General features: G+C 62.3%; 20 protein-coding genes. 13 read left to right on the top strand and 7 right to left on the bottom strand.

From position 1 onward, the window contains the following. From NKI35_RS07280 to amaB, 8 genes are all read left to right on the top strand, one after another. Entirely contained in the window at nucleotides 1-885 is an 885-nt protein-coding gene (locus NKI35_RS07280; RefSeq protein ID WP_352739285.1) for a transglutaminase family protein, read from the top strand. Nucleotides 886-986: 101 nt separating this feature from the next. Next, a complete protein-coding gene (locus tag NKI35_RS07275; protein WP_023686317.1) occupies nucleotides 987-1,922 on the top strand; it encodes a glycosyltransferase family 2 protein in 936 nt (311 codons plus the stop codon). Continuing rightward, nucleotides 1,915-2,793 carry a glycosyltransferase family 2 protein gene (locus NKI35_RS07270; RefSeq protein WP_023833549.1) on the top strand — a complete coding sequence of 293 codons (879 nt, stop codon included), beginning with the start codon at nucleotides 1,915-1,917 and terminating at the stop codon, nucleotides 2,791-2,793. Before NKI35_RS07275 ends, NKI35_RS07270 begins: the two co-directional genes overlap by 8 nt. Then, nucleotides 2,790-3,551 carry a hypothetical protein gene (locus NKI35_RS07265; protein WP_023686315.1) on the top strand — a complete coding sequence of 254 codons (762 nt, stop codon included), beginning with the start codon at nucleotides 2,790-2,792 and terminating at the stop codon, nucleotides 3,549-3,551. The genes NKI35_RS07270 and NKI35_RS07265 overlap by 4 nt, the downstream gene beginning before the upstream one ends. A 63-nt stretch (nucleotides 3,552-3,614) precedes the next feature. Next, nucleotides 3,615-4,715 (top strand): DNA topoisomerase IB, encoded by a 1,101-nt coding sequence (locus NKI35_RS07260; protein ID WP_023683452.1) that lies wholly within the window; start codon nucleotides 3,615-3,617, stop codon nucleotides 4,713-4,715. 82 nt (nucleotides 4,716-4,797) lie between these two features. Next, nucleotides 4,798-5,172: a YciI family protein gene (locus tag NKI35_RS07255; RefSeq protein ID WP_023671781.1), complete on the top strand. Its 375-nt coding sequence runs from the start codon at nucleotides 4,798-4,800 to the stop codon at nucleotides 5,170-5,172. After that, complete coding sequence (locus NKI35_RS07250; protein WP_023707663.1) at nucleotides 5,169-6,443, top strand: RNA polymerase sigma factor; 1,275 nt, start codon at nucleotides 5,169-5,171, stop codon at nucleotides 6,441-6,443. Before NKI35_RS07255 ends, NKI35_RS07250 begins: the two co-directional genes overlap by 4 nt. Before the next feature lie 175 nt (nucleotides 6,444-6,618). Continuing rightward, nucleotides 6,619-8,133, top strand: a complete 1,515-nt coding sequence (gene amaB / locus NKI35_RS07245; RefSeq protein WP_352739282.1) for an L-piperidine-6-carboxylate dehydrogenase — start codon at nucleotides 6,619-6,621, stop codon at nucleotides 8,131-8,133. Nucleotides 8,134-8,340: 207 nt separating this feature from the next. Here the strand turns inward: amaB and NKI35_RS07240 are convergent, their stop codons facing one another. Continuing rightward, on the bottom strand, nucleotides 8,341-9,210 hold the full coding sequence (locus NKI35_RS07240) for a hypothetical protein (RefSeq protein ID WP_352739280.1): 870 nt from the start codon (nucleotides 9,208-9,210) through the stop codon (nucleotides 8,341-8,343). A gap of 298 nt (nucleotides 9,211-9,508) precedes the next feature. Here NKI35_RS07240 and asnB point away from each other — a divergent pair, with 298 nt between their 5' ends. The 4 genes from asnB to nadE are packed head-to-tail and all read left to right on the top strand — an operon-like array spanning nucleotide 9,509 to nucleotide 14,304. Continuing rightward, nucleotides 9,509-11,446: an asparagine synthase (glutamine-hydrolyzing) gene (asnB, locus tag NKI35_RS07235; RefSeq protein WP_352739278.1), complete on the top strand. Its 1,938-nt coding sequence runs from the start codon at nucleotides 9,509-9,511 to the stop codon at nucleotides 11,444-11,446. A gap of 22 nt (nucleotides 11,447-11,468) precedes the next feature. Next, complete coding sequence (locus tag NKI35_RS07230) at nucleotides 11,469-11,732, top strand: acyl carrier protein (protein ID WP_352739276.1); 264 nt, start codon at nucleotides 11,469-11,471, stop codon at nucleotides 11,730-11,732. A 23-nt stretch (nucleotides 11,733-11,755) separates the two neighbouring features. Then, the gene (locus NKI35_RS07225) at nucleotides 11,756-13,303 is read left to right on the top strand and encodes a class I adenylate-forming enzyme family protein (RefSeq protein WP_352739274.1); all 1,548 of its coding nucleotides are present in this window, start codon (nucleotides 11,756-11,758) and stop codon (nucleotides 13,301-13,303) included. Further along, nucleotides 13,300-14,304 (top strand): NAD(+) synthase, encoded by a 1,005-nt coding sequence (nadE, locus tag NKI35_RS07220; RefSeq protein WP_352739272.1) that lies wholly within the window; start codon nucleotides 13,300-13,302, stop codon nucleotides 14,302-14,304. The genes NKI35_RS07225 and nadE overlap by 4 nt, the downstream gene beginning before the upstream one ends. 170 nt (nucleotides 14,305-14,474) lie before the next feature. Here nadE and NKI35_RS07215 read toward each other — a convergent pair whose 3' ends face one another. The 5 genes from NKI35_RS07215 to NKI35_RS07195 all read right to left on the bottom strand — a co-directional run bounded on the left by NKI35_RS07215 (nucleotide 14,475) and on the right by NKI35_RS07195 (nucleotide 20,670). Beyond that, nucleotides 14,475-15,590, bottom strand: a complete 1,116-nt coding sequence (locus NKI35_RS07215) for a hypothetical protein (RefSeq protein ID WP_352739270.1) — start codon at nucleotides 15,588-15,590, stop codon at nucleotides 14,475-14,477. Beyond that, the gene (locus NKI35_RS07210) at nucleotides 15,587-16,315 is read right to left on the bottom strand and encodes a N5-glutamine methyltransferase family protein (protein ID WP_502897126.1); all 729 of its coding nucleotides are present in this window, start codon (nucleotides 16,313-16,315) and stop codon (nucleotides 15,587-15,589) included. Before NKI35_RS07210 ends, NKI35_RS07215 begins: the two co-directional genes overlap by 4 nt. Before the next feature lie 170 nt (nucleotides 16,316-16,485). Beyond that, on the bottom strand, nucleotides 16,486-17,592 hold the full coding sequence (locus NKI35_RS07205) for a glycosyltransferase (protein WP_352739424.1): 1,107 nt from the start codon (nucleotides 17,590-17,592) through the stop codon (nucleotides 16,486-16,488). Between the two features lies 1 nt (nucleotide 17,593). After that, nucleotides 17,594-18,973, bottom strand: a complete 1,380-nt coding sequence (locus NKI35_RS07200; protein ID WP_352739266.1) for a GumC family protein — start codon at nucleotides 18,971-18,973, stop codon at nucleotides 17,594-17,596. Nucleotides 18,974-19,410: 437 nt separating this feature from the next. Continuing rightward, complete coding sequence (locus NKI35_RS07195; protein WP_352739264.1) at nucleotides 19,411-20,670, bottom strand: VpsF family polysaccharide biosynthesis protein; 1,260 nt, start codon at nucleotides 20,668-20,670, stop codon at nucleotides 19,411-19,413. Nucleotides 20,671-21,049: 379 nt separating this feature from the next. Here NKI35_RS07195 and NKI35_RS07190 point away from each other — a divergent pair, with 379 nt between their 5' ends. Beyond that, complete coding sequence (locus NKI35_RS07190) at nucleotides 21,050-22,153, top strand: acyltransferase family protein (protein ID WP_352739262.1); 1,104 nt, start codon at nucleotides 21,050-21,052, stop codon at nucleotides 22,151-22,153. Nucleotides 22,154-22,195: 42 nt separating this feature from the next. Here the strand turns inward: NKI35_RS07190 and NKI35_RS07185 are convergent, their stop codons facing one another. Continuing rightward, nucleotides 22,196-23,236 carry a glucosamine inositolphosphorylceramide transferase family protein gene (locus NKI35_RS07185; RefSeq protein ID WP_352739260.1) on the bottom strand — a complete coding sequence of 347 codons (1,041 nt, stop codon included), beginning with the start codon at nucleotides 23,234-23,236 and terminating at the stop codon, nucleotides 22,196-22,198. Nucleotides 23,237-23,633 lie beyond the last annotated feature (397 nt).

Genomic DNA, 23,633 nt, shown 5'->3' with positions numbered 1-23,633 from the left:
ATGCTGTACGATATCAGGCTTCATCTCAGCTACGATTATGACGCCGCGGCCGGTGGCAGCCGGCATCAGGTGCGTGTATTGCCGCCGACCATTGCCGGCGTGCAGCGCGTGATCGCGGCCTCGCTTTCGTTTGTGCCGACCCCATCGGAGCGCACGGATTTTGCCGATTTCTTCGGCAACAATGTCACCGTGATCGCCTTTCGCGACGTCCATGACGGGCTCGACATCAGAATGAGCGCGCGCGTGTCGGTGTCACGGCCGGAGCCTGGGCTCGACGTGTCGCCCGATCTGCAGCGCCTGCGGGAAGAACTCGGCGCCGTACGGTCACTGGCGCCGGATGCACCGCATCACTTTCTCGCCGCCAGCGATCATGCCGGCATCGATGCGGCGATCACCGCCTATGCCCGCGACAGCGCCGGCGGCTCGACGGTCGGCATGGCCATCGATCTGTGCAACCGCATCCACCGCGACTTCACCTATGACGGGGAAGCGACCACGGTGCGTACCGGGGCCAGCGATGCCTTCCGTTTGAAGCGGGGCGTGTGCCAGGACTTCTCCCACATCATGATCGCCGGCCTGCGCGGGCTAGGTATTCCTGCGGGTTATGTCAGCGGCTTCCTGCGCACCATTCCCCCGAAAGGGAAGCCGCGGCTCGAAGGCGCCGATGCCATGCATGCCTGGGTCAAGGTGTGGTGTGGGCGCGATGCCGGCTGGCAGGAATTCGACCCGACCAATGGCATGCGGGCCAGCAACGACCACATCACCGTTGGCTATGGCCGCGACTATTCCGACGTGGCTCCGATCGTCGGCGTGCTGAAAACCACCGGCGGCCAGGTCGGCGACCAGGCCGTCGACGTCATCCCGGTCGCGCTCGAGAAGGCCTGACAGCCTCGAAGCACAGCTTCTCAACAACGGCCATGCCCGTTATGCTCGGTCGAAACTTCGGGGAGGATCGGTCGGCAGGCATGCTGATGCGGAGTTCGGTATTGACGGCAATCAGTGTCATCATCCCGGCGCACAATGCGGCGGCAACCATTGCGGCCACGCTGGCCTCGCTTCGTTCCGAAGCCGAGGTTATCGGCGAGGTGCTGCTGGTCGACGATTCCTCCTCGGACGGGACGGCAGAAGCCGCGCTGAATGCCGCCACGCAATTCTCGTTGCCGTTGCGCGTGCTCAAGAGCAGCTGCCGGGACGCGGGCGGCTCCCGCAATGTGGCGCTGGCGCAGGCGCAATGCTCCTGGATCTACCTGATCGACGCCGACGACTTGCATCTGGAGGGCGGGCTGCGGTCGATGCTGGTCCGGGCGGGGGAGCAACCGGCCGCCGACATGGTGATCGGCGCCTACCGTCGGCGCACCGATGGCGAGAACCGGAACCTCAAGCTTCCAGCCGGCTACATAGAAGACGGTATAGCCAATGCCTCGGCCTATCTGGAAGGTCACATTCGCTCGATCGCCGTGGGCAGTGCGCTGGTTTCCCGGCGCGTCGTCGGCGACACGCGCTTCCCGACCGGGCTTGCCTATGACGAGGACACGCTGTTCTGGTCCAGGCTGATGGGCAGGGCGTCGCTTGCCCTGATCGTGCATCCCGTCATGATCTACCACGTTTCGGCAGTGCGTTCCGATGATCGCTTCATCACCAGGCCGGTGCGCCGCTTTCTCGACTGGCGGCTGGCGCTGCGCGAGCTGACTGACTGTGGCATCCCACTGTCGTCGCTAAAGACCAGGGAGGGGCTGGTCGCCCTCAAGATCGCCCGGGTTCACTATGCGCGCGGCGATCTGGAGACGGCGGCGCGGTTCCTGAGGATCGCGGCGGCGGCGCCGAAGGTGCGGTCGAACACCTGGCGTTGCAGGCGCTACCAGCTGAAGCTGGCGCTGCGGCGCTGGTTTTCCTCTCCGCGCGTCCAGTTGCAACGTGCCTGAATCAGCCCCGCCGCAGCTTGCCGTCATTGTCATCGGCTATCGCGCGCCGGCTCAAATCGTCGAGGCGGTGACATCCCTGCTGGATCAGGATGAGCCGCTCGAGATCATGGTGGTCAACTCGGGCGGAGGCGAGGTCCTGGCGCTGCTGACCGGCGCCGGGGTCAAGGTGCCAGTGATCGAGGTCGGTCGAAGGCTGTTTGTAGGCGCAGCCCGCAACCTCGGCATTGCGGCCACCAAAGCGCCTTTCGTTGCCTTTCTTGCCGATGATTGCCTCGCCTGTTCGGGCTGGGCCGAGGCACGGATGCAGCGGCATCTGGCTGGCGACCGCGCCGTGGCGAGCGCGATGGTGAATAGCCATCCGCGCAATCTGATCGCCTGTGCGGCTCATCTGATCATGTTCATGCGACGGCTTCCCGGTCTGCCGTCGGATCGTGCGCTGCGTTACGGCGTGTCGTTCGATCGGCGGCTGTTCGATGAATTTGGCTTGTTCGATGAAACCATGCCTGCTGCCGAAGACACCGAATTCCTGGGGCGGCTGCCGCAGGAACTGCAGCCGGTGTGGGAGTCTAAGGTGCAAACCGTTCATCGCAACGAAACCCGGCTGTCCAGATTGCTTGCCGATCAGTACAGGCGCGGCTGTCGCCGCGGCGATTACCTCGCAGCGTCCGCCCTGAACACTCCGTTTCGGTGTTTTCGCGACACGTTTCGCGATCGGCGGAATGCCCGCAAGCTGGCGAAGATCGGGCTTTCCGATCGGGATCGAACTTTCGCGATGATGTCGATGCCAATTGTCTGGCTTGCCCTGCTGGTCAAATCCGTGGGTGTCTATATTGGCGTGCGAAATCGCGTGAAAGCGGCAACAAGAAAATGATAACGAGCCAAATCAAGCCTCGACGCTGGCGACGGAGCCGACTGTTCTGGACGCGGCAGAGAACGGTCGCAGTTTTCAGCTATCGTTATGACGCGCATCTGGTTGCCGATCTGATCACCAATATCGATCCGGTAGTTGACGGCTGGATTGCCTATGACGATCGCGGGGCGACCGGCGTGTTCAGCAGCGAGCCGCAGCGGCGGCGGATCTTGCTCGACGCAGCGCATGAAGCTGCCGCCGACTGGATCCTGGCTATTGATCCCGATGAGCGGCTGGAACGCGGTACCGCGGAGCGGATCGGACAGCTGACGGGGGATTACAGGCGCATGGCCTGGGGGTTCCGGCTCCGCGAATTGTATTCGCCGACCGAGTACCGGGTCGACGGGCTGTGGGCCGAAAAGTTCCAGTATCGTCTGTTCAGAGCCTACGATCCGGCGAAGTACCGACCAGAGGACCTGCACGGGCTCTGGTATCCTCCCGATCTTGGTTTCAAGGCCCGCAACAGCGGGCTCAACCTCTATCATTTAAAGATGATGGAGCCGAAGCGGCGGATCGCCCGCCGCAATCTCTACCACCACCTGGATCCAAAGGGGCTCCTGCAGGATGTGGGCTATGACTACCTTGCCGATGAGGCAGGGGCCGTGTTCGAACAGATTCCGCCCGGGCGCGACTACCATCCGCCTCACGTCGACGATGGCGGCCTCTGGATGGCCGTGCCGGCTGGTGCCACCATTGGTGGACCCGACCACATTCCATAGCAACGGGGTGGAACCAGCAGTCGGCCTGGCGCTTATCTACGAGAAAAATTTCATGGAGCGGGCATGCTTGACAAATCTGGGACGCCATCCGGCCGGTCGGCTGCCGGACGGGGGGACGATGGAGCGCCGAAGAACGGCGCGCAGACCGCTGCCGAACAGGCCTCGCTCACCTATATCAGCGACAGCGAGCCGGGGATCCGGCGCCTGAAGGCGGGCGAAGGCTTTTCCTACAAGGGCGCGAAAGGACAGGCCGTCGGCGCGGCAGCCATTGCCCGCATCAAGGCGCTGGCCATTCCGCCGGCATGGACGGATGTGTGGATCTCGCCCGATCCCGCCGGCCACATCCAGGCGACCGGCCGCGACCAGCGCGGGCGCAAACAGTACCGCTACCATCCGCTGTGGGCCGCCGAGCGCGACGGCGCCAAATACTCCAGCCTTGTCGCCTTTGCCGAAAGCCTGCCGGAGCTGCGCCGCCGGATCGATGCCGATCTGCGCCGCCGTGGCCTGCCGGCCGAGCGCGTCGTGGCGGCAATTGTCTGGCTGCTCGACAACACGATGATCCGGGTCGGCAATGCCGCCTATGCCCGCGACAACAAGAGCTTTGGGCTGACGACGCTACGCGACCGCCACGTCGACATCAAGGGATCGAGCCTGCGCTTTGCCTTCAAGGGCAAGTCCGGCAAGGAATGGAAATTGAAGCTGGTCGACCGCCGCATCGCCCGGGTCGTGCGCGGCGCGCAGGATATTCCGGGGCAGCAACTGTTCCAATATCTCGACGAGGATGGCGAGAGGCATGGAGTGCGCTCCGACGATGTCAACCGCTATATCCGCGACGCGATCGGCGCCAATTTCAGCTCCAAGCATTTCCGCACCTGGGGCGGCACCATCCATGCCGCGTCGCTGTTTGCGCGGACGGAGCTTCCCGAAAGCCAGGCGCAGACCAAGCGTGTAATGAACGCCGTCATCGACAAGGTGGCCGAGCGGCTCGGCAACACACGCGCCGTCTGCCGCAAATGCTACATCCATCCACAGGTTTTCGAAGCCTGGGTGGAAGGGCGGCTGCTTAGCGAAATGACCGAGGCCAACAAGCGCAAGCGATCGATAGACGGTCTCGATGATGAAGAGGCTCTTGTGCTGAGATGGTTGAAGGCAAGCGAAGGCTGACAAAAATGGCGTAACTTTTTTGTCGACGCCATGTCGGCATAGGCCCTACTGTTTCGTCCTTTGAGACAGAAAAGGACGTCCCATGCTCTACGCTATCCTCTGCTATGCCTCCGAAGATGTCGTCTCCTCCTGGAGCAAGGCACAGGATGACGAGGTCATGGCAAAGCTCATGCATGTGCAGGAAAAATACGCTCAAGCCGGCCGGCTTGGGCCGGTGGCGCGGCTTTTGCCCACCACCGCCGCGACGACGCTGCGCAAGGTCAAGGGCGAATCGGTCGTCATCGACGGCCCGTTTGCCGAGACCAAGGAACAGTTCCTCGGCTTCTACACGCTGGAATGCGCCGATCTCGACGAGGCCGTCGACTTCGCGCGCGAGCTTTCCGAGGTCAATCCCAGCGGCGGATCCTATGAGATCCGACCGGTTTCCGTCTTCAACCCAACCAGAGTAGCCACATGACAGACCTCGCCTGGATAAGCTCGGCGATCAGCGCTGCCCGCCCGCAGGCTATGGGTGCGCTGCTGCGCTATTTCCGCAATCTCGATACGGCGGAGGAAGCTTTCCAGGACGCGTGCCTGAGGGCACTCAAGAACTGGCCGCAGAACGGGCCGCCGCGCGATCCTGCGGCCTGGCTGATCTTTGTCGGCCGCAACACCGGCATCGACGCGGTGCGCAAGCGCGCCAAGCAGGCGCCGATGCCGGAAGAGGACCAGATCTCGGACTTGGAAGATGCCGAGAGCGATATCGCCGAACGGCTGGACGGCGCGCACTACCGCGATGACATATTGCGGCTCTTGTTCATCTGCTGCCATCCGGATCTGCCGCCTACGCAGCAGATCGCGGTGGCGCTGCGCATCGTCTCCGGTCTCACCGTCAAGCAGATCGCGCGTGCGTTCCTGGTCGGCGAAAGCGCCATGGAACAGCGCATCACGCGCGCCAAGGCGCGCATTGCCGATGCCGGCGTGCCGTTCGAGACGCCCGGCGCGGTCGAGCGCTCGGAGCGGCTCGCCGCCGTTGCCGCCATGGTCTATCTGATCTTCAACGAAGGTTATTCCACCAACAGCGGCGAGGCGCCGGCGCGTGCGCCGCTTTGCGAGGAGGCGATCCGGCTGGCGCGCCTGTTGCTGCGGCTGTTCCAGACCGAACCGGAGATCATGGGCCTGACGGCATTGCTTTTGCTGCAGCATGCGCGCGCGCCGGCCCGCTTCGACGAGAATGGCGAGATCGTGCTGCTCGACGACCAGGACCGCTCGCTGTGGAGCCGCAAGATGATCGACGAAGGCCTGGCGCTGGTCGACAAGGCCCTGCGCCACCAGAAGCCCGGACCCTACCAGGTGCAGGCGGCGATCGCCGCCCTTCATGCGCGGGCGGCAACCCCCGAGGAGACCGACTGGACAGAGATCGACCTGCTCTACAGCCTGCTGGAGGCGATGCAACCTTCGCCGGTGGTGACGCTGAACCGTGCCGTTGCGGTCGCCAAGGTGCGCGGGCCGGAAGCTGCCCTTGCCATGATCGAGCCGCTTGGCGAGAGGCTGTCCGGCTATTTCCACTTCTTCGGCCTCAAGGGCGGTCTGTTGATGCAGCTCGGCCGTGGCGAAGAGGCGCGTGTCGCCTTCGATCGCGCCATTGCGTTGGCCAACACGGCAGCGGAAGCCGCCCATATCCGCATGCATATCGACCGGCTGATGCGGGACGGAGCCGTGAAGGCGCCGGCGAAGACAGCGCATTAAGCCTGTTCCTCCTCTGGCTCAATCGTGCAATCCCGGCTTGGACCATGCCGGGGTGGCGATTTTCCCCTGAAACGAGTAATGGCACGCCATGACAGCGCCCGCGGCATGCGGGCGACAACGGCGCCAAGGCTCGACCGCCGCCCTATGATGGCGAGCGGATCTGAAAGGGACAAAAATGACGATAGCGAAGGAAACGGCAGAACTTCTGGCGAAACTGGGTGTGGCCAAGGACGCGCTGACCGGCGGCGACCTCGTCGTGCGCAGTCCGGTGACGGGTGAACAGATCGCGGCGCTGAAGACGATTTCGCCGGCCGATGCGGCCAAGACCATCGATGCCGCGCACACGGCGTTCCAGGTTTGGCGGATGGTGCCGGGTCCCCGGCGCGGCGAACTGGTGCGGCTGCTCGGCGAGGAGTTGCGCGCGCACAAAACCGAGCTCGGCCGGCTGGTTTCGATCGAGGTCGGCAAGATCCCGTCGGAAGGCCTCGGCGAAGTCCAGGAAATGATCGACATCTGCGATTTCGCCGTCGGCCTTTCCCGCCAGCTCTACGGTCTGACCATCGCCACCGAGCGTCCGGGACATCGCATGATGGAGACCTGGCATCCGCTCGGCGTCGTCGGCGTCATTTCGGCCTTCAACTTCCCGGTCGCGGTGTGGTCGTGGAACGCGGCGCTGGCGCTGGTCTGCGGCGACGCCGTGGTGTGGAAGCCCTCGGAAAAGACGCCGCTGACGGCGCTCGCCTGCGAGGCGATTTTTGCCGGCGCGGTCAAGCGCTTCGGCGCGGATGCGCCGCAGGGCCTGGCACCGGTGCTGATTGGCGACCGCTCCGTCGGCGAGATCCTGGTCGACCACCCGAAGGTGGCGCTGGTTTCTGCCACCGGCTCGACCCGCATGGGCCGGGATGTCGGCCCCCGGCTGGCCAAGCGCTTTGCCCGCGCCGTGCTCGAGCTCGGCGGCAACAATGCCGGCATCGTCTGCCCGACCGCCGATCTCGACATGGCGCTGCGCGCCATCGCCTTTGGCGCCATGGGCACCGCGGGCCAGCGCTGCACGACGCTGCGGCGCCTGTTCGTGCATGACAGCGTCTATGACACGCTGCTGCCGCGGCTGAAGAAGGCCTATGAGAGCGTCTCGGTCGGCAATCCGCTGGAGACGTCTTCGCTCGTCGGGCCGCTGATCGACAAGGCGGCCTTCGACGCCATGCAGAAGGCGCTCAAGGAAGCCACCGCTCACGGCGGCAAGCTGACCGGCGGTTCGCGGGTCGAGAATGGCCATCCCGATGCCTATTACGTGCATCCGGCGCTGGTCGAAATGCCGAAGCAGGTGGCTCCCGTCACCGAAGAAACCTTCGCGCCGATCCTCTACGTGATGAAATATTCCGATTTCGATGCAGTGCTTGACGAGCACAATGCGGTCGGCGCCGGACTGTCGTCGTCGATCTTCACCCGCGACCTGCAGGAATCCGAGCGCTTCCTCGGCGTCGATGGTTCGGATTGCGGCATCGCCAACGTCAACATCGGCACGTCGGGCGCCGAGATCGGCGGCGCCTTCGGCGGCGAGAAGGAAACCGGCGGCGGCCGCGAGAGCGGCTCCGATGCCTGGAAGGCCTATATGCGCCGCGCCACCAACACGGTGAACTATTCCAAGGCGCTGCCGCTGGCGCAGGGCGTGTCATTCGACATCGATTGAGATGCTGCGCCCGGCTTTTGACCAGTTGATCTACCCGAACCCGTCGGGCGGATCGCTGCCGCTCGCGCGGAGCGTTCCTCTTTCAGGCTTCGCCCCCGCTGTCCAGATGTCCGTATCCCGACGGCGGAAAGGCCACCTCGGCCATGCGCCCGGACGGGTCCTCGCGGTCGGCACGATCGGCTGCGCAACAGCGTCTGCGCCGAACGTTCAGCCAGCGTGCGGCGACGCCGGTCGGCAGGCTTCGAACGCGGCATCGATAACGGCAAGCTTGGCGGCCTGGACGGTCATGTATTCCTGGTAGAAGCTGTTCGACACCCACATCACCGAATGCCCGCGCTGGCCTAGCCAGCCGACGCTGCCGAGCTTTTCGGCGTCCCGCAATTTGCGCGCAAGATGGGTGCGCGAGAGTTTTAGCCAACTGGCGAATTCGCCGATCGAAACCACGCTGGTCGGGATCCGGTCGAGGGCGGCATTGTCGGGATCGATGCCGGACATCAGCCAATCCATGACGATGCCGCCATTGTTGAGCCAGATGAACAGCGAAAACGTCTGCTTGGGCTCACGCACAGGGTTGGAGGAGAGCAGGCCTTCCGCCACCATCGGCTGCAGCCTGGCAATCATGCCGTGCTGCTCGAGAAACGCGGCGAGGCGGTTGCCGCTGTCGAGACCGTCGAGCGTGCGCAGATGCGCAACCACCCAGCCATCGAATTCCTTCAGCGTCGCTGCCGTCACCTGAAAGGGATGGGCTCGTCCATCACCGGTGTGCGGCAGGTATTCGATGATGTGATAGTGCAGCATCTCCTTGATGAAGGCTTCAGCCGTGTTGCGGCTGGCGACGGAATAGTGAAGCACTGCATCGATGAAGCGGGCCAGTGTCAGTTCCGTGCGGGGATCGCGCGGGTCGCGGGCGAAATGCAGGGCTAGGCCGGTGTGAGCCAGCAGCCAGCGCTGTTGCGTGGCGAATACGGCGGCCAGGCGTGGGCTCGTTTCATAGATATGCAGCAGCGCCTTCGACTGCGCCTCGACATGACGGTGCAGCGCCGGATGGCCGGCAATATATTCGAAATTCAGCGCCATCCTCCTCGTCCTCCGGCCAGCCCCCCGGCAGCGAAGACGTGCAATCACATTTCCAGCCTTAGCCGCCCGCGTCCAGCCATGCCAACCCGGACAAAAGGCCTAGAGCGAGCCTGGGCTATCGTTCCGGCTATTACGGCCGCAACCGCGAGGTGATGGAGAGCCATCGCGTCCTAGCCACGAACACCACATCGTGGCAAACTTCTTGTTAACCACATGCTCGGTGAAAATATCGGATTAACCTAAGATGACACTATCGAGGTTAAGTTCCGTACCTTAGCGTTCAATATGAGTTCAAGGGATGTGTGGATTCGGGGGTTATTTCGGGTCAATCCGGGATGCGGAAGCTTTGCTCACGCACATGGTAGCCGCAATTGCCCATCGTGGGCCGGATGAGCAAGGGAAATTCGTAGCACCCGATGCCGGGCTCGGGCATGCGCGGCTGTCGGTGATCGGCATCGGCGATGGCCAGCAACCGATGTCCGACGAGGCCGGCAATTTGACGATTGCGTTCAACGGCGAGATTTTCAACTACATAGAACTGCGCGAAGGGCTGATCGCCAAGGGCCGGCACTTTCGGACGTCGAGCGACACAGAGGTCATCCTTCAGCTCTATGAGGAGATGGGCGAAGACTGCTTGTCTCTCCTGAACGGTGATTTCGCCTTGGCGATATGGGACAATCGGCAGCGACGAATGGTGCTTGCACGAGACCGGATGGGTGTCCGGCCGCTGTTCTACACAAGTAAGGACGGGGTGCTTTACTTTGCCTCGGAGATCAAAGCCCTGCTGAAGGTCCCGGGCGTCTCCGCTGAAATTGATCCGATTGCGCTGGATCAGATCTTTACGCTGTGGGCGCCGATCGCTCCGCGCACGGCGTTCCGCAATATCCACGAGTTGGAACCGGCAAGTGTGATGATCGCGACGCAGGGGCAGGTCACGGTCAAACGGTACTGGCACCTGGACTATCCGCATCGTGATGAGCCGTCGAAGATCACGAACGAGGACCACGCGGCAGAGGAATTGCAAGCCCTTCTGACCGATGCGGTGAGGCTTCGCATGCGGGCCGACGTGCCGGTCGGTTCCTATCTTTCCGGAGGGCTCGATTCGTCGCTCGTTTCGGCGCTTGCCGCCGGCATGACTCCTCGGAGACTGGAGACATTTTCCGTAACCTTCGACAGCGCCGAGCATGACGAAAGCGCCTTTCAGACCGAAATGGCCTCGGCGCTCGGCACGCGCCACCACGCCATAGAATGCGGCGCCCGCGATATCGCCAGCGTCTTTCCTGAGGTCATCCGCTTTGCCGAGCGGCCGATCATCCGCACGGCGCCAGCGCCACTCTACAAATTGTCCGCGCTGGTTCGCCAAGCCGGCCTGAAGGTGGTGCTGACGGGTGAAGGCGCCGACGAGGTCTTCGCCGGCTACGACGTCTTCAAGGAGGCGCGTGTCCGCCGGTTCTGCGGGCGGCAGCCCACATCGCGCATAAGGCCGCAGCTGTTCCGCCGGCTTTACCCGTATCTGCCGGGCCTGCAACAGCAATCGGTGGAGTATCTGGCTGCCTTCTTCGGTACCAGCAACGCTGCCCTCGACGATCCGCTGTTCTCGCATCGGCCACGCTTCAAGACCACGGCGGCGGCGAAAATCTTCTTTTCCGGCGACCTGCGCGCGACGTTGAAGGGTTATGACGCAGCTGAAGAGCTGACCAGCCGCCTACCCGAGGCGTTTTCCCTATGGCATCCGCTGCATCAGGCGCAATATCTCGAAACCCGCTTCCTCCTGCCCGGCTACATCCTCTCCAGCCAAGGCGATCGGATAGCCATGGCGCACGGCATCGAAGGGCGGTTTCCTTTCCTGGATCATCGCGTGGTAGAGTTCGCGGCAAGACTTCCGCCGGAGATGAAACTGAAAGGCTTGATGGAGAAGCACATATTGCGCAAGGTGGCCAGGCACTACCTTCCGGCGGCGATCGGTAAACGCACCAAGCAACCTTACCGCGCCCCGGAGGCCCGCTCCTTCGTCGGGGCGGAGGAACTAGACTATGTTCGTGACTGCCTTGGCGAGGCGAGCATTACCGCCGGCGGCCTGTTCAACGCCAAGGCGGTGGCCAAGCTCCACGAGAAATGCCGCATTGAGACCGCGACCGGATTTCGCGACAACGCCGCCTTCGTCGGCATTCTGTCGACGCAGCTGTGGCAGAAGAATTTCGCCGGCCAAGCGGTCGGCGCGGTAAGAGCGGCCTGAGACGGCGAGGAAAAGGAAAGACATGATGACGGCAATCAAGGACAGGGTCAGAAGCTTTATCGTCGACAACTTCCTGTTCGGCGACATCTCCTACAAACTGTCGGATTCAGCCTCGCTGATTGAGAACGACATTATCGACTCGACTGCGGTGCTTGAGCTGGTGGCCTTCATCGAGGACAATTTCGGCATCGCGATGGTGGATGCCGACATCGTTCCGGCCAACCTGGACTCGCTTGACCGCATCTCGTCCTTCATCGAGGCGAGAGCACAAACACTGGCAGCGTAAGCGCCAACGGCGAGGAACGTCCAGTGCGGATCGAGCATTTTCTGGTGGCGAAGGCTGCTGCCCACCCGGCCAAGACGGCATTGGTCACTAGGGGCAAAAAGCTGAGCTACGAAGAACTCGACGACCTTTCGAGCCGGCTGGCCACCGCTCTCTTCATGAATGGGATCAGGCGCGACGACCGCGTCCTGATCTTCATGGACAATTGCTGGGAGGCCGCCGTATCGATCTTTGCCGCACTCAAGGCAGGTGCGACCTTCAGTCCGATCAACCCCTCCACAAAGGCCGACAAGCTCGGTTACATCATCGCCGATTGCGACGCCAGGGCGGTCCTGACGCAGGCGAAGCTGATGCCCGTGGTCACCGAAGCCTGCGCATCGCAAGGCAAGACCGGCATCTTCGTGGCTTCCACTCCTGGGGCCGATGGGCAATGCCCGGCAGGGGCCGCGTCCCTGACTGACTGCCTGACGTTCGATGGCGCGGAGGTAGACCATCGCGGCATCGACGTCGACCTTGCGATGCTGATCTACACGTCAGGTTCGACCGGCCGGCCCAAGGGTGTGATGATGACGCATCGCAATTGCGACGCTGCCGCGGGGTCGATCGCCACCTATCTGCGCAACGCGCCGGACGACATCATCCTGAACGTCCTCCCGCTTGCCTTCGACTATGGCCTCTACCAGTTGCTGATTGCAGTCAGGCTCGGGGCCACGCTGGTGCTCGAGAAGTCCTTCGCCTTCCCGCACGAGATCTTCGAACGCATCCGCAAAGAGGGCGTCACCGGCCTTCCGCTGGTGCCTACCATGGCGGCGATGATCCTGCAGATGCGTGATCTGGCGCCGGGTTTCCTGCCCAGCCTCCGCTATGTTTCCAACACCGCGGCCGCCTTACCACCAGCCCACATAGAACGCCTGCGCTCGCTGCTGCCCGGCGTCCGGATCTATTCGATGTATGGGCTGACCGAATGCAAGCGCTGCACCTATTTGCCACCCGAGGAACTTGACCGCCGGCCAGGGTCGGTCGGCATAGCCATCCCCAACACGGAAGCCTTTGTCGTCGACGACCTTGGACAACGCGTGCCGGCGGGCGCGGCAGGTGAGCTCGTTATCCGCGGTCCGCACGTCATGCAGGGCTATTGGCGCAACCAGGCCGCGACGGAACGAGCGCTCCGGCCGGGGCCTAACCCTTGGGAAAAGGTGCTCTATACGGGCGACCTGTTCCAGACCGACGAGGACGGCTTTCTCTATTTTGTCGGGCGTAAGGACGACATCATCAAGACGCGTGGCGAGAAGGTCGCCCCCAAGGAAGTGGAGGCCGTGCTCCACGCCCATCCAGGTATCGCGGAAGCGGTGGTCGTCGGCGTGCCGGATCCGGTGCTGGGGCATGCGATCGGCGCGCTCGTCGTGCGGTCCGACCCGGCGCTTGGCGGAAAGGACATCATTCGTCACTGCGCGCGCCACCTGGAGGATTTCATGGTCCCCAAAATCATAGAGTTCCGCAGCGAATTGCCGAAGACGGAGTCGGGCAAGGTCAGCCGCCGGCTCGCGGCTGAGATGATGGAGGCCGAGCAATGAACATCGGCTCAACCCAGGATGCGCCGGCCTTCACGCAAGCCCTGGCCATCGATCCCGCCGCCGAAACGGACAGGATCGTGGCGGCGCTGCGCGAGCAGTTGCGCGGCATTCGCAAGCGCGGCCTCGTGCTCGGTCTTTCGGGCGGTATAGATTCCAGCGTTTCGGCTGCATTGGCCGCGCGGGCCGTCGGCCACCATAATGTGCTGTGCGTCCTCATGCCGGAAAGCGATTCCGACCCCGAAAGCCTGCGGCTCGGTCATCTGGTCGCCGACACTTTCGGCGTCGAGGCCGTTGTGGAGGATATCGGGCCGACCCTGCGGGCAATGGGCTGCTATGAACGCCGCGACGCCTTCATCCGCGAAATGGTCCCGGACTATGGCAAGGGCTGGGCCTCGAAGATCGTGATCGCGAACGTGCTCGAAGGCGAGGGCTACAACATCTCGTCGCTGGTGGTGCAGGACCCGCAAGGCAAGCAGACGAAACTGCGGATGCCGGTGGCGGTCTATCTCGGCATCGTTGCCGCCACCAACATGAAGCAGCGCACCCGCAAGCAGATCGAATATTATCATGCCGACCGGCTGAACTTCGCCGTGCTCGGCACACCGAACCGGCTGGAATACGACCAGGGGTTCTTCGTCAAGAACGGCGACGGCGCCGCCGACGTCAAGCCGATCGCGCATCTCTACAAGACGCAGGTCTATGCGCTAGCCGCCTATCTCGGCATTCCGGAAGAGGTCCGCAACCGGCCGCCGACCACCGACACCTACTCGCTCGCGCAGACGCAGGAAGAATTCTACTTCTCCCTGCCTTACGATCGGATGGATCTGTGTCTCTACGGCCTCAACAACGGCGTGTCCGCCGAGGTGGTAGGGCAAGCGGCGGGATTGACCGCCTCACAGATCGAACGCGTCTGGGCCGACATCGCCGCCAAGCGAAAGGCAACGCGCTATCTGCACCTGCGCCCGCAGCTCGTTGACGGCGTGGACGAAGTCGGCTCCTGACCTGATGCATATCGAGCAAAAGTGATCCGGTTTTGCGATACGACATGCATCAAGAAAAACTTAGAGCGCATCGCATGAACCCGATTTCATGCGAGGCGCTCTAAGCTCTTGTTTTTATGCGATTCCGGATGGAAACCGCGCACCCTTGGAATTGCTCTAGGCGGAACGCTTCAGGTGAAGCGGCCGCCGATCAACTGGCTCCACTGCTCGCCCGCAAGCCCGTTCAGAAAGACCTGCGCGTTCTTCATGGCATCCAGAAGCTCGGGATCGCGTGAATGCACGACGGTCGAGGCGACCGGTATGAAGGCTATGCGTCTTACAAGCATGGCCTCCAGAAGTGTGGGCTGGACGCGGCCGCGCAAGCCGGAGACACCGCGCCGGGCGGCATGCTCGACCAGGCAATCGATCACCGGCCCGGCCTGGCCGGGAAGAGCGAGGACCTGCAGCACGCGGCCGATCCCGTCGGGTCGAGCGTAGTAGGCGAAAGCGCCGACATTGGCGCCGTTCGGCGATGCCACCGACACGTAGACAAGCTCTCCGAAATCCGGCTTTTGCGCCGCATCGCCCAGAATATGGTCGAGCTGACCTTCCGCCCACTGCGGACGTAGCGGAAATTGGGCGCAAAGCGGCTCCAGCAGCCCCGCAAAGCTGCCGCTGTTGATCTCGGAGGTCCGAAATGCCCCCCGGCTCGATGCGTTGGCGACGACGCCGGTCCAGCGTCGTTGACCGCCCTCCATTTTGCGAAGGTAGAGCCGGTCGACCATCCGGGCGAGCGGGTTGAACATCCAGGCAAGCTTCATGTGATTGGCAAAAAGGCTGAGCATGAAGGTCGCCGGCCGCATCACGCGAACCCAGTCAAGGCTGTATTGCGGCAGCACTACGCCGCGAAGCCGCGTCCACAGTTTCACGGACGTATCATTGGCGGTTTCGCTGAAGGAGATGTCCTGCGGACCATCGAGGAAGGCCTTCAACAGGCGGGCACCGGCCATCGGATCGGTCTCGTGATCCTCGACCATCAGCGAGCTGCAGATGGCAGCGTAGAGCTGCCGGCCGTTGAATTTCATCGGCAGCGCATGAACGCCGACGAACCCGGAAACCTGGCCGGCGTCATTGACATGGACAAGCGAACGGAGCCCGCTGCCCCAGTCGGGTGCGTCCAGATAAAACCGCCTCATGTAATCGACGAGGGAGGCCGGCGCTGGCCCCCGCTTCTTGCGCAGCATGCGTTGAAACATGCCCGCGACGGCCGCAAGGTCGGCCTGATCGAGGGCGCGGACGACGCTCACGCCGGGCTCCCGGTTCCGGGAACCCGGCCACCATGTTTGCGCGCCATGGCGACACGGGGCTGGCCGTCGGCCTTCACGGCAAAGGTTGGGGTTTCGTAGGATTTCGTTCTCGATAAAAGGGTTGCTATCTGCCGATCTTGACCTTCGCCGAACTCAAACAGCAGCCATCCGCCTGGCATGAGGAAAGCTGCGGCATCCCGGACCAGCCTTTGGAGGATCGAAATACCGTAAGGGCCGCCGTCGAAAGCTTCCCGAGGTTCGTTCTCCAACAGATGCGCGCTCTCGCTATCGAGACGGGACGACGAAATATAGGGCGGGTTGCACACGACCATGTCGGCAGCGCCGTGGAGGCCGTCACCCTCGATCGCGGCAAATAGGTCGCCTTGCCGGACCTTGATCCTGTCCTGCAGGGCGAGGCGCACAACATTGCGGCGGGCAAGCGAAACCGTGCTGTCGGTCAGGTTCGCCGCCCATGCCCGAGCCCGAGGACATTCGCTGACGATGCCCACGGCAAGATTGCCGCTGCCGCAGCACATGTCGATCAGGATGGTTTCGTGCGCCTGTTCGCCAAGAATGGCCGCGGCCGTCCGGCCAAGCAGTTCCGTTTCGGCTCGCGGCACCAGAACGTCAGGCGCGAGTTCCAGCTCAACCCGCATGAAGCGGTGCAATCGCGGCCAATTGCGATCGTTTGCACGGCCGGCAGGAGGGCTGTGATGCTGCGGCAACGAAATTCCCTATGCTGAGGGGATGAAACGCGGGTTCCCTGTTGTTACCAACTCTGGGTAAACTGATATTAAATATCATGATTGGATTGGGAGTAACCGGCCTATGTTGGCGGCGTCCTGTCCATCAATGGCGAATTCCTGTGCCGCCGCAAGCCGATCCATGCGCTAATTCAGAGCAACGCCTCGTACCGGTCTCCGATCTTTTCAATTTCGAAATCCGCCGCCCTGCTTTTCAGGATCGCGGCGGTTGTCGGCTGGTCGAGCATTCTGGCCATCGCCACTGCCAGGGCCGCGGCATCGCCGACCGGCACCAGGGCGCCGAAGCGGCCGTCATCAAGTATTTCGCGCGGGCCGTGCGGCGCGTCCGTGGAGACCACCGGAATCCCCGCTGCCATGGCCTCGACGAGAACATTGCCGAAGCCCTCGCTGGTCGATGATAGGACGAACAAGTCAGCTACGGCGTAGCAGGCCGCCGGATCATTGACATAGCCCGCAAACAGAACGTCTGCGCCGATACCGGATTCTTCGGCATAGGCGCGCAACTCGTCGCCCAGCGGACCCTCGCCGAAGATGACAAGCCGAGCCCGGCGGCCGGCGCGCAGCACAGCGAAGGCCCGCAGCAACGTCCAATGATCCTTAACGGGCACTAGGCGTCCGGCGGTGATGATGACGGGGCCGTCGCCCATCGCCGCGAGCTCTGCCTGCCAGGCGTAGGAGCGTTGCTGGGATGCCGCAGCCGGCGGCAGCGGGTTGTTGATGACCACGACCTTGGATTTCGGGAAGCCTCGGGCCACAAGATCGCCGCCGACGCCCTCAGAAACCGCGATGGCCCTGTCGGCACGGGCCGCAACCAGGGCCGAAAGCCAGACTGCCATTTTCGCGCCAAGGCTGCCGGAAGGCAGTGAGGCGGCGGCGTGGAAACTCGGGAAGAACCGCGCCTTGCTTCGCGCGAGGCAAAGCGCCAGCGCCACGACCAGATTGGCGAATTCCGGGGCGCTGTAGATCGCGTCGGGAGAAACGCGGCCAAGCAGGCCCGCGCTTCGCACGATGCCTTTCAATGTCGCCCACTTGCCATAACCCTCGCCGCGAATGGGGAGGCCGAAATCGACCAGATGTACGGCAGGCGAAAGCAGGGCGGCATTGGGCCCCTGCGCGTTCCAGGTAAAAAGCGTGACGTTGTGGCCGCGCGATGCCAGTTCGTTCGCCATCAGGACGAACACGCGCTCGGCGCCGCCGCCCCTGAGGCTGGCAATGTGAAAGACAATCCGCTTCGCCATTTCAGGCGCGGCTGGCAATGACGTCCGGGCGGTTCGGCGGAAGACGCATGTCGCGCACGATACCCAGGGTAATGGCGAGCAACATGCCAAGGATGATGCCGCCAATGGCCCCTAGGCCGATCATCACGACGGTGCGCGGGGGCCATGAACGGCCCTTTGGCGGCACTGCGGTTGAAATTACCTGCACATTGGTGCTGTCGATCTGTTCGCGCTCGGTTATCTGGCGTGCGCGCGACAGGAAGCTCTCATAGATAGCCGTCTTCGAGGCGGCGTCACGTTCAAGCTCACGCAAGGCGACCTCGGAATCGCTATCCGAGAACACGTTGCCCTTCAAGTCATTCATCTTGGCATTGAGGGAGGCCGACGAGGTTTTGGCGGCATCGAGATTGACCTTCGCCAGGCGCAGGGTGCGCGCGTATTCGGCGCTGAGTTGCGCGCTGACCGTGTTGTACTCCGTCTTCAGCCTGACGATCGACGGATGACGGGGGCCAAAGGTCATCGACTGCGAATCGATCTGCTGGCGCAGGCCGTTGGCCGTTGCGCGCAGCGCCACAAGCGCCTCCGACGTGGCGGGACCGGAATTGTTGCCGTTTGCGCCGGCGGCAAGCAGGGCGTCGTAACTTGCCTGGGCGGCGATGACGCGCGATTGCGTCTCCACGATCTGGCCGTTGAGCTGGGTCATGGTTTGCGAGGAAACAAGCTGCCCATTGCTGGTGGCCAGATTGTGGCTGCGCCTATAGGCCTCGACCTTCTCTTCGGCCGCCTGCACATCGCTCTTGAGCTGGCCCAGCCGCCCGTCCAGCGCGGCCGCGGCACGGCTGGCGCCGGAAGCCTCGGCGCTGGCCAGCTCTTCCTGGAAAGTCTTGACGATATCCTGCGAAATCAGGATCGCCTTAGCGGGGGTTTCCGCCGATACCATCAAGGTCGTGACAAACGACTTTTCATCCGCGATGCTGCTAACCCGTTCCGCCAGGTTCTTCAGGGCGGTAAGCTTTGGATCGGGTTTGGCGCCGTCCGTCCCTGTGCGGCTACGGTCCGCGTCGAAGAACTCCGGGTCACTGGCCAGGTCAAGATCGTCTACAACACGTGAAAGCACGCTGCCCGAGGTCAAGATGCGCTCTTTGCTGCGCGCGCTGAGCAGCTGTCCATCGACCTGGGCCGATTGCGGGTAAAGATCATTCGGAACAACCTGAAGATTGGCGGGATTGATGAGGATGTCCGTGGTCACGGTGTAGCGCTGCTTGCTCAGCAGAGCGTAGGCACCGCCGATGATCCCGCCGACGATTGCCAGCAGGCATACCAGAGCGAGGCCGGCGCGCAGCCAGACAAACAGACGCCCGAAATCGAGTTCGAGAAAGGTTCCGATCTTGTTGAGCGTCACCGTCGTGACGGGCTCGGCTACAGGCGGCGCCACGGGTGCAGGCGACACAGGGGCCGACGCTACAGGGGCCGACGTTACAGCTGGTGCCGCCGCATGTGCCATGATCGGCGCGGTTTGTTGCGGCTTTGGCCTGCTGGCGCGCCGCGCATTTTCGATCCGTTCATAGGGGCTAGTGCCGGCGGCGGCCGCGGCTGGAGGAGGACCGGAAGCGGCGGACATCATGCTAACCCTTTAATATTCAATACGCACAGGCTGCTTTACGGAAACATCGTTAATATTTCATTTTCAGGCGTGTCAGGCGCGTTCCGGAACAGCGATCTATCCACCCTTGGTTGGTGTTCTGCCACGCCCGTCGTAGCCTGGCAAAGCGTGCAGACGTTTCAAATCAAAGGTGCAAGAGGTCGTTGCGCGGGCACCCACAAGGAGCGGGCTTGGCGTCATGTCGCTGTTGATGCTGGTTGGCCTTGAAGCGTGCCGGTTTGGCGCCTATCCGGCTTTCGATAAGCGAGCAACAAGATGACGAGCAGCATGATATCCGGCGCCTTCGAAGAGAGGGCATTGTTTGACAATGCCGCGAGAATTGACGCGGCCGCTGCGATATGGGCGGCCCGAGGCGTATTGCGCAGGAGCTTGAAAAGGAACCGGAAGAAAGCAAACGCGAAGAGCAAGGCGATCGGCAGGCCGAATAGAAGCGTAAGAACGACCGGCGTGCTTTCGATGAAGGGGAGGTTGAGCTTTTCGTTGACGATCTTCAACAACTCGTTGGGATTCATGCCAAGCAGGATGTCCCTCCATTCAACGAACTTGAATACATCGTAGATCTTGACGCGCGCGTCGTAATTTTGATCAAAGAGCGTGTTGCTGAAGCGGTTCAGCAGCCCCGCCGAAAAGAGTATCGCAATCAGTATGGCGCCACCGGCCAGCGTCAGCATCACCACCAGGAGTTTGGCCTGGCGTTGATGTCTGGGTGACAGGTCCGGCCAAGGCAGGAACACGAGCAGGAACAGGATCTCGCCGCAAGCGAGCAGCAGGGCGGTGCGCGCGCCCGAAGCGGCCGTGCCGATGAAGAGAATGAAGATGCAAAGCGCGCACACCCAGATACGCCACCGCGTCAATGCAACGAAACCTATGGCGGTGGTGCAAAGCGCGCCCAGCGCCAGCGGATGGGCCGACAGTCCGATCGGCCGAAAGTCCAGCTCAACGAGGGGATAGGGCAGGAATCGATGCTGGGTGACGGCCTCGATCGTTCCGATGATGGCGCTGAGGACAATCATGCCGACGATGACGTTGCCAAGCGCCCTGCGCACATGGTCACCCAGGGCAAGCATGATCATCGCCGCGGCACAAGAGACCAGATAGGAATCGATTATGAAGCCGGCCGAGCCGGCACGGCCTATCACGAAGAGATAAGGCACCAGCCACAACAGCAGCAGCGAATATAACAATGTCGCCTTGAACAGCCTGACTTCATCGCCTTCGAGCCGAATTGGCCGGGTCGTGGCGATGACGACAAGCAGCAGAAAGATCGCATAGGTCCCGATATGCAGCTTTTCGGGAAACGACCCCCCCTCCGTCGAATAGGACATCACCATATTCATCAACTGCGGAGAGATGGTCGAGCGGAGCAGGAAAGCGAAGGCCGCGAGGAGAAAGAACAGGAGTGAGAGGGCGTCTTGGCGGCTGGCCTGGGCGGTCACGAACTGTTGCTCTGTGGGGGTGACACTCACGATTATCTGACCAGCGTTGCGGCTTGCGATTGAGATGGCAGGGGACGAACGCACCCCCGGGTACATTTTCCTGCACGAACGTAAAGGAATATGGATAACCCGATCTTAACAGTGGCGATGCCCGGCATGGGCCGCCACATGTCAGCTTTGCCGAATAGCCGGACACCGCTCATTGAAATCTCACCAAAGTGCGCCGCGTGGGAACGAATGCACGCAATGCACTTGCGCGACATGCATCGGCAGCCGGATTTACGCTATCTCGTGAAGTCGGTAACCCACACTTAATTGGCCAGTCGTATTGATGGCGATGCTTTGCACGGCGCCCGACGCGATGCCTGTGGACCGCACAATGGCATCAGGCGCCGGCGAAGCGCAGGAGATCAAGGTGAAGAAATTCTATTCGATTCAGTATCTTCGCGCCTGCGCCGCCTTGCTGGTTCTGTTCGCACACGCTTTTTCCTATCAGATTGGCGTGGACAATCTGATTATTGTGACGGCGGGCCGCCTGGGCGTCGTTCTGTTCTTTGTCATCAGCGGTTTCATAATGGTCCATATTACGGGAGATGGTCCGTTTTCCGCTGCCACCTTCCTGAAACGCCGAGCAATACGGATCATCCCCCTTTACTGGCTTTTCACCAGCCTCGCCGCGGTTCTGGCGGCGCTCGCGCCAAGTCTCTTCCAGAAGACCGTCTTTACATGGCCCCACTATCTTCAGTCGCTCCTCTTCATTGTTCACGAAGCGCCTGGACGGGATAGCGCCAGTCCAATTCTCTCACTCGGCTGGACGCTTAATTACGAGGTATTTTTCTACATCGCTTTTGCGGTGTTCGCATTCCTGTCCGTGACCTCGCGCGTATTTGTGCTGACGGTCTTTTTCATTGCGATGTGGATAGCCGGGCTGTGGCTGGCTCCCACCAACCCTGTTATCCAGTTCTATCTCAACCCTTCTCCGGTGGCATTCGTCATCGGCATGTGGATAGGGCGGCGCTATTTGGACGGTGATTTCACTTCCGACATACGCCATGCCTGGGTATTCGGCGTAATGACCGCTGCAGGCGTGGTGCTTTCATTCGTCGATGACGGAACGCCGCTCTTGGGTCAGATCAGCTTCGCGGGACAAGCAATGTGGGCGGCGGGCCTGCTTCATCTCAGCCTCATTCTGGAGCCGAAACTCAAGCACTGGAGCCTTCTTGAGCAGTTGGGCGACGCTTCCTACGCGCTTTACCTGTCGCATATCTTCGTGATCGGCGCTGTGGCGTACCTAGCCAGACGCACCGTCGGATACGAGCATCCGACAACGGTATTGTTGGTGTCGGTGGTCAGCATCGTGGCAGCCTGCCTCGTCAGTCTGGTGATTTACCAGATGATCGAAAAGCCGATTCTTCAGACCCTGAACGGCAAAAGGAAGACGAGAAACACACCGCTTCCTCACATTGCCACGGAGAACAAATAAGCAGGCCTCGCAACGGGACGGTCACGGCTTTCAGCGCTTCAGTCAGCCCGCGCTGTCCACGACCTCGACATTGCCGGCGCGGTTAAGCGTATGAATGCCCATGCGTGCCCATGCCGGACCCGCGCCGATCGGCCGGGGCGAGGCAAAACGGACATCGGACGCGTCGAGTCGCTCAAGCCGCATCAGCCCCAGACCACCGCCATAGGCCCTCGATCCGTTCTGCACCGGCAGCACCAGGGCATCGTCCTGGCGGATAAAGGCGCCGCCCGGCCGGGTGGCCGAATGATCGACGGCAATGGGATTGAGCGGATGGACGACCCATGGCCCGCGCAGCGAGGGTGCGCAATAGACCGCCATCGTGTCCGACGCGTTGCCGCAGCCGAACCGCTCCGTTCCAACCAGCCAGAAGCGACCGTCGGATTCGAGCAGAGTCGCGTCGTTGAAATCCCTGTCCGTCATCAGCACCGTGTCGCGGACCCAGCGGTCGGGGAACTGCGCGGCGCGATAGAGCACAAGTTCGCGAGCCGAACCACTTTCGGGGATCATGAAAATCTCGCCATCGTGTGCGAACACCTGCGGATACGACAGGTGGTGCGCTTCCTCCAATACAACCCTTGGAACACCGAAAGTGCCATCGTCACCGAGCTCGGCGACGGAAATCACGCCGCGACTCGTCGCGTAGGGAAATTCCTCGACAAACAGATGATGGCGGCGGTCGACCTCGAAGACGAACGGGTCGGCATAGAAGCGTTGGCCATCGTCCGGCAGGACTGTGAACGGTTTGCCGTCGAGTTGCCTAGTTTCGGCGATGCCTGGTCCGTCGATCACCCGATAGGCAACCTGCCAATAGAAGGGGCGTCGTCCCCGCCTGATTTTTTGCACGGCGCGATCGATCAAGGCCCTGCCGAAAAAGGGCACATAGTGTCGAACAAAACTGTCGTTCTTCAGGATCGGCACCGGGTTGTCGCTTACCGGCACAAGCTTGCCCGCAAAGAAGCGGGCGACGGTTTGCATGATCAGCGACATGGCACCGGCGAGCAGGTCGTTGCAGCTTCGAGATAGCCACAGCTTGTCTGCCAGCATCGGTCTAGCCTGGGCTACGACAACGCCATCGAGGCGAGCGCGAAGTTCAGGCAATTGTCCGCTCGCCAACATTGCGGCAACGCCGGCTGGAAAGCTGTTGCGACCGCAAAATTCGAGCCTCAAGACTGGCGCGTCTTGCCCCGTTGCGCTGGCAGTGAGATCTATGACGAGGTCCGGAGGGCCGCGATCGATGGGCGGCAACGGCTCGGACCGGCCCGCCAGCGAGGGACCGAAACGCCGGCTCTCGATCGCCAAGACAGTGTCCAGCCCCCGAGCGGTTGGCGCCGCCGCCGGCGCGTTGCAACTCGAGACCACGTAACCTGCCGCATCCAACCGCTTAAAAAGCTCATTTTCCCAGCGCCGGGATGCGACGGCGTGGCCGATGATTAAAATATTA

The organism is Mesorhizobium sp. M0676 (assembly GCF_040320535.1).
Classification (GTDB): Bacteria; Pseudomonadota; Alphaproteobacteria; order Rhizobiales; family Rhizobiaceae; genus Mesorhizobium.
Note: the sequence above shows the minus strand (reverse complement) of the source record. Positions and strands in the feature narration are given on the sequence as shown.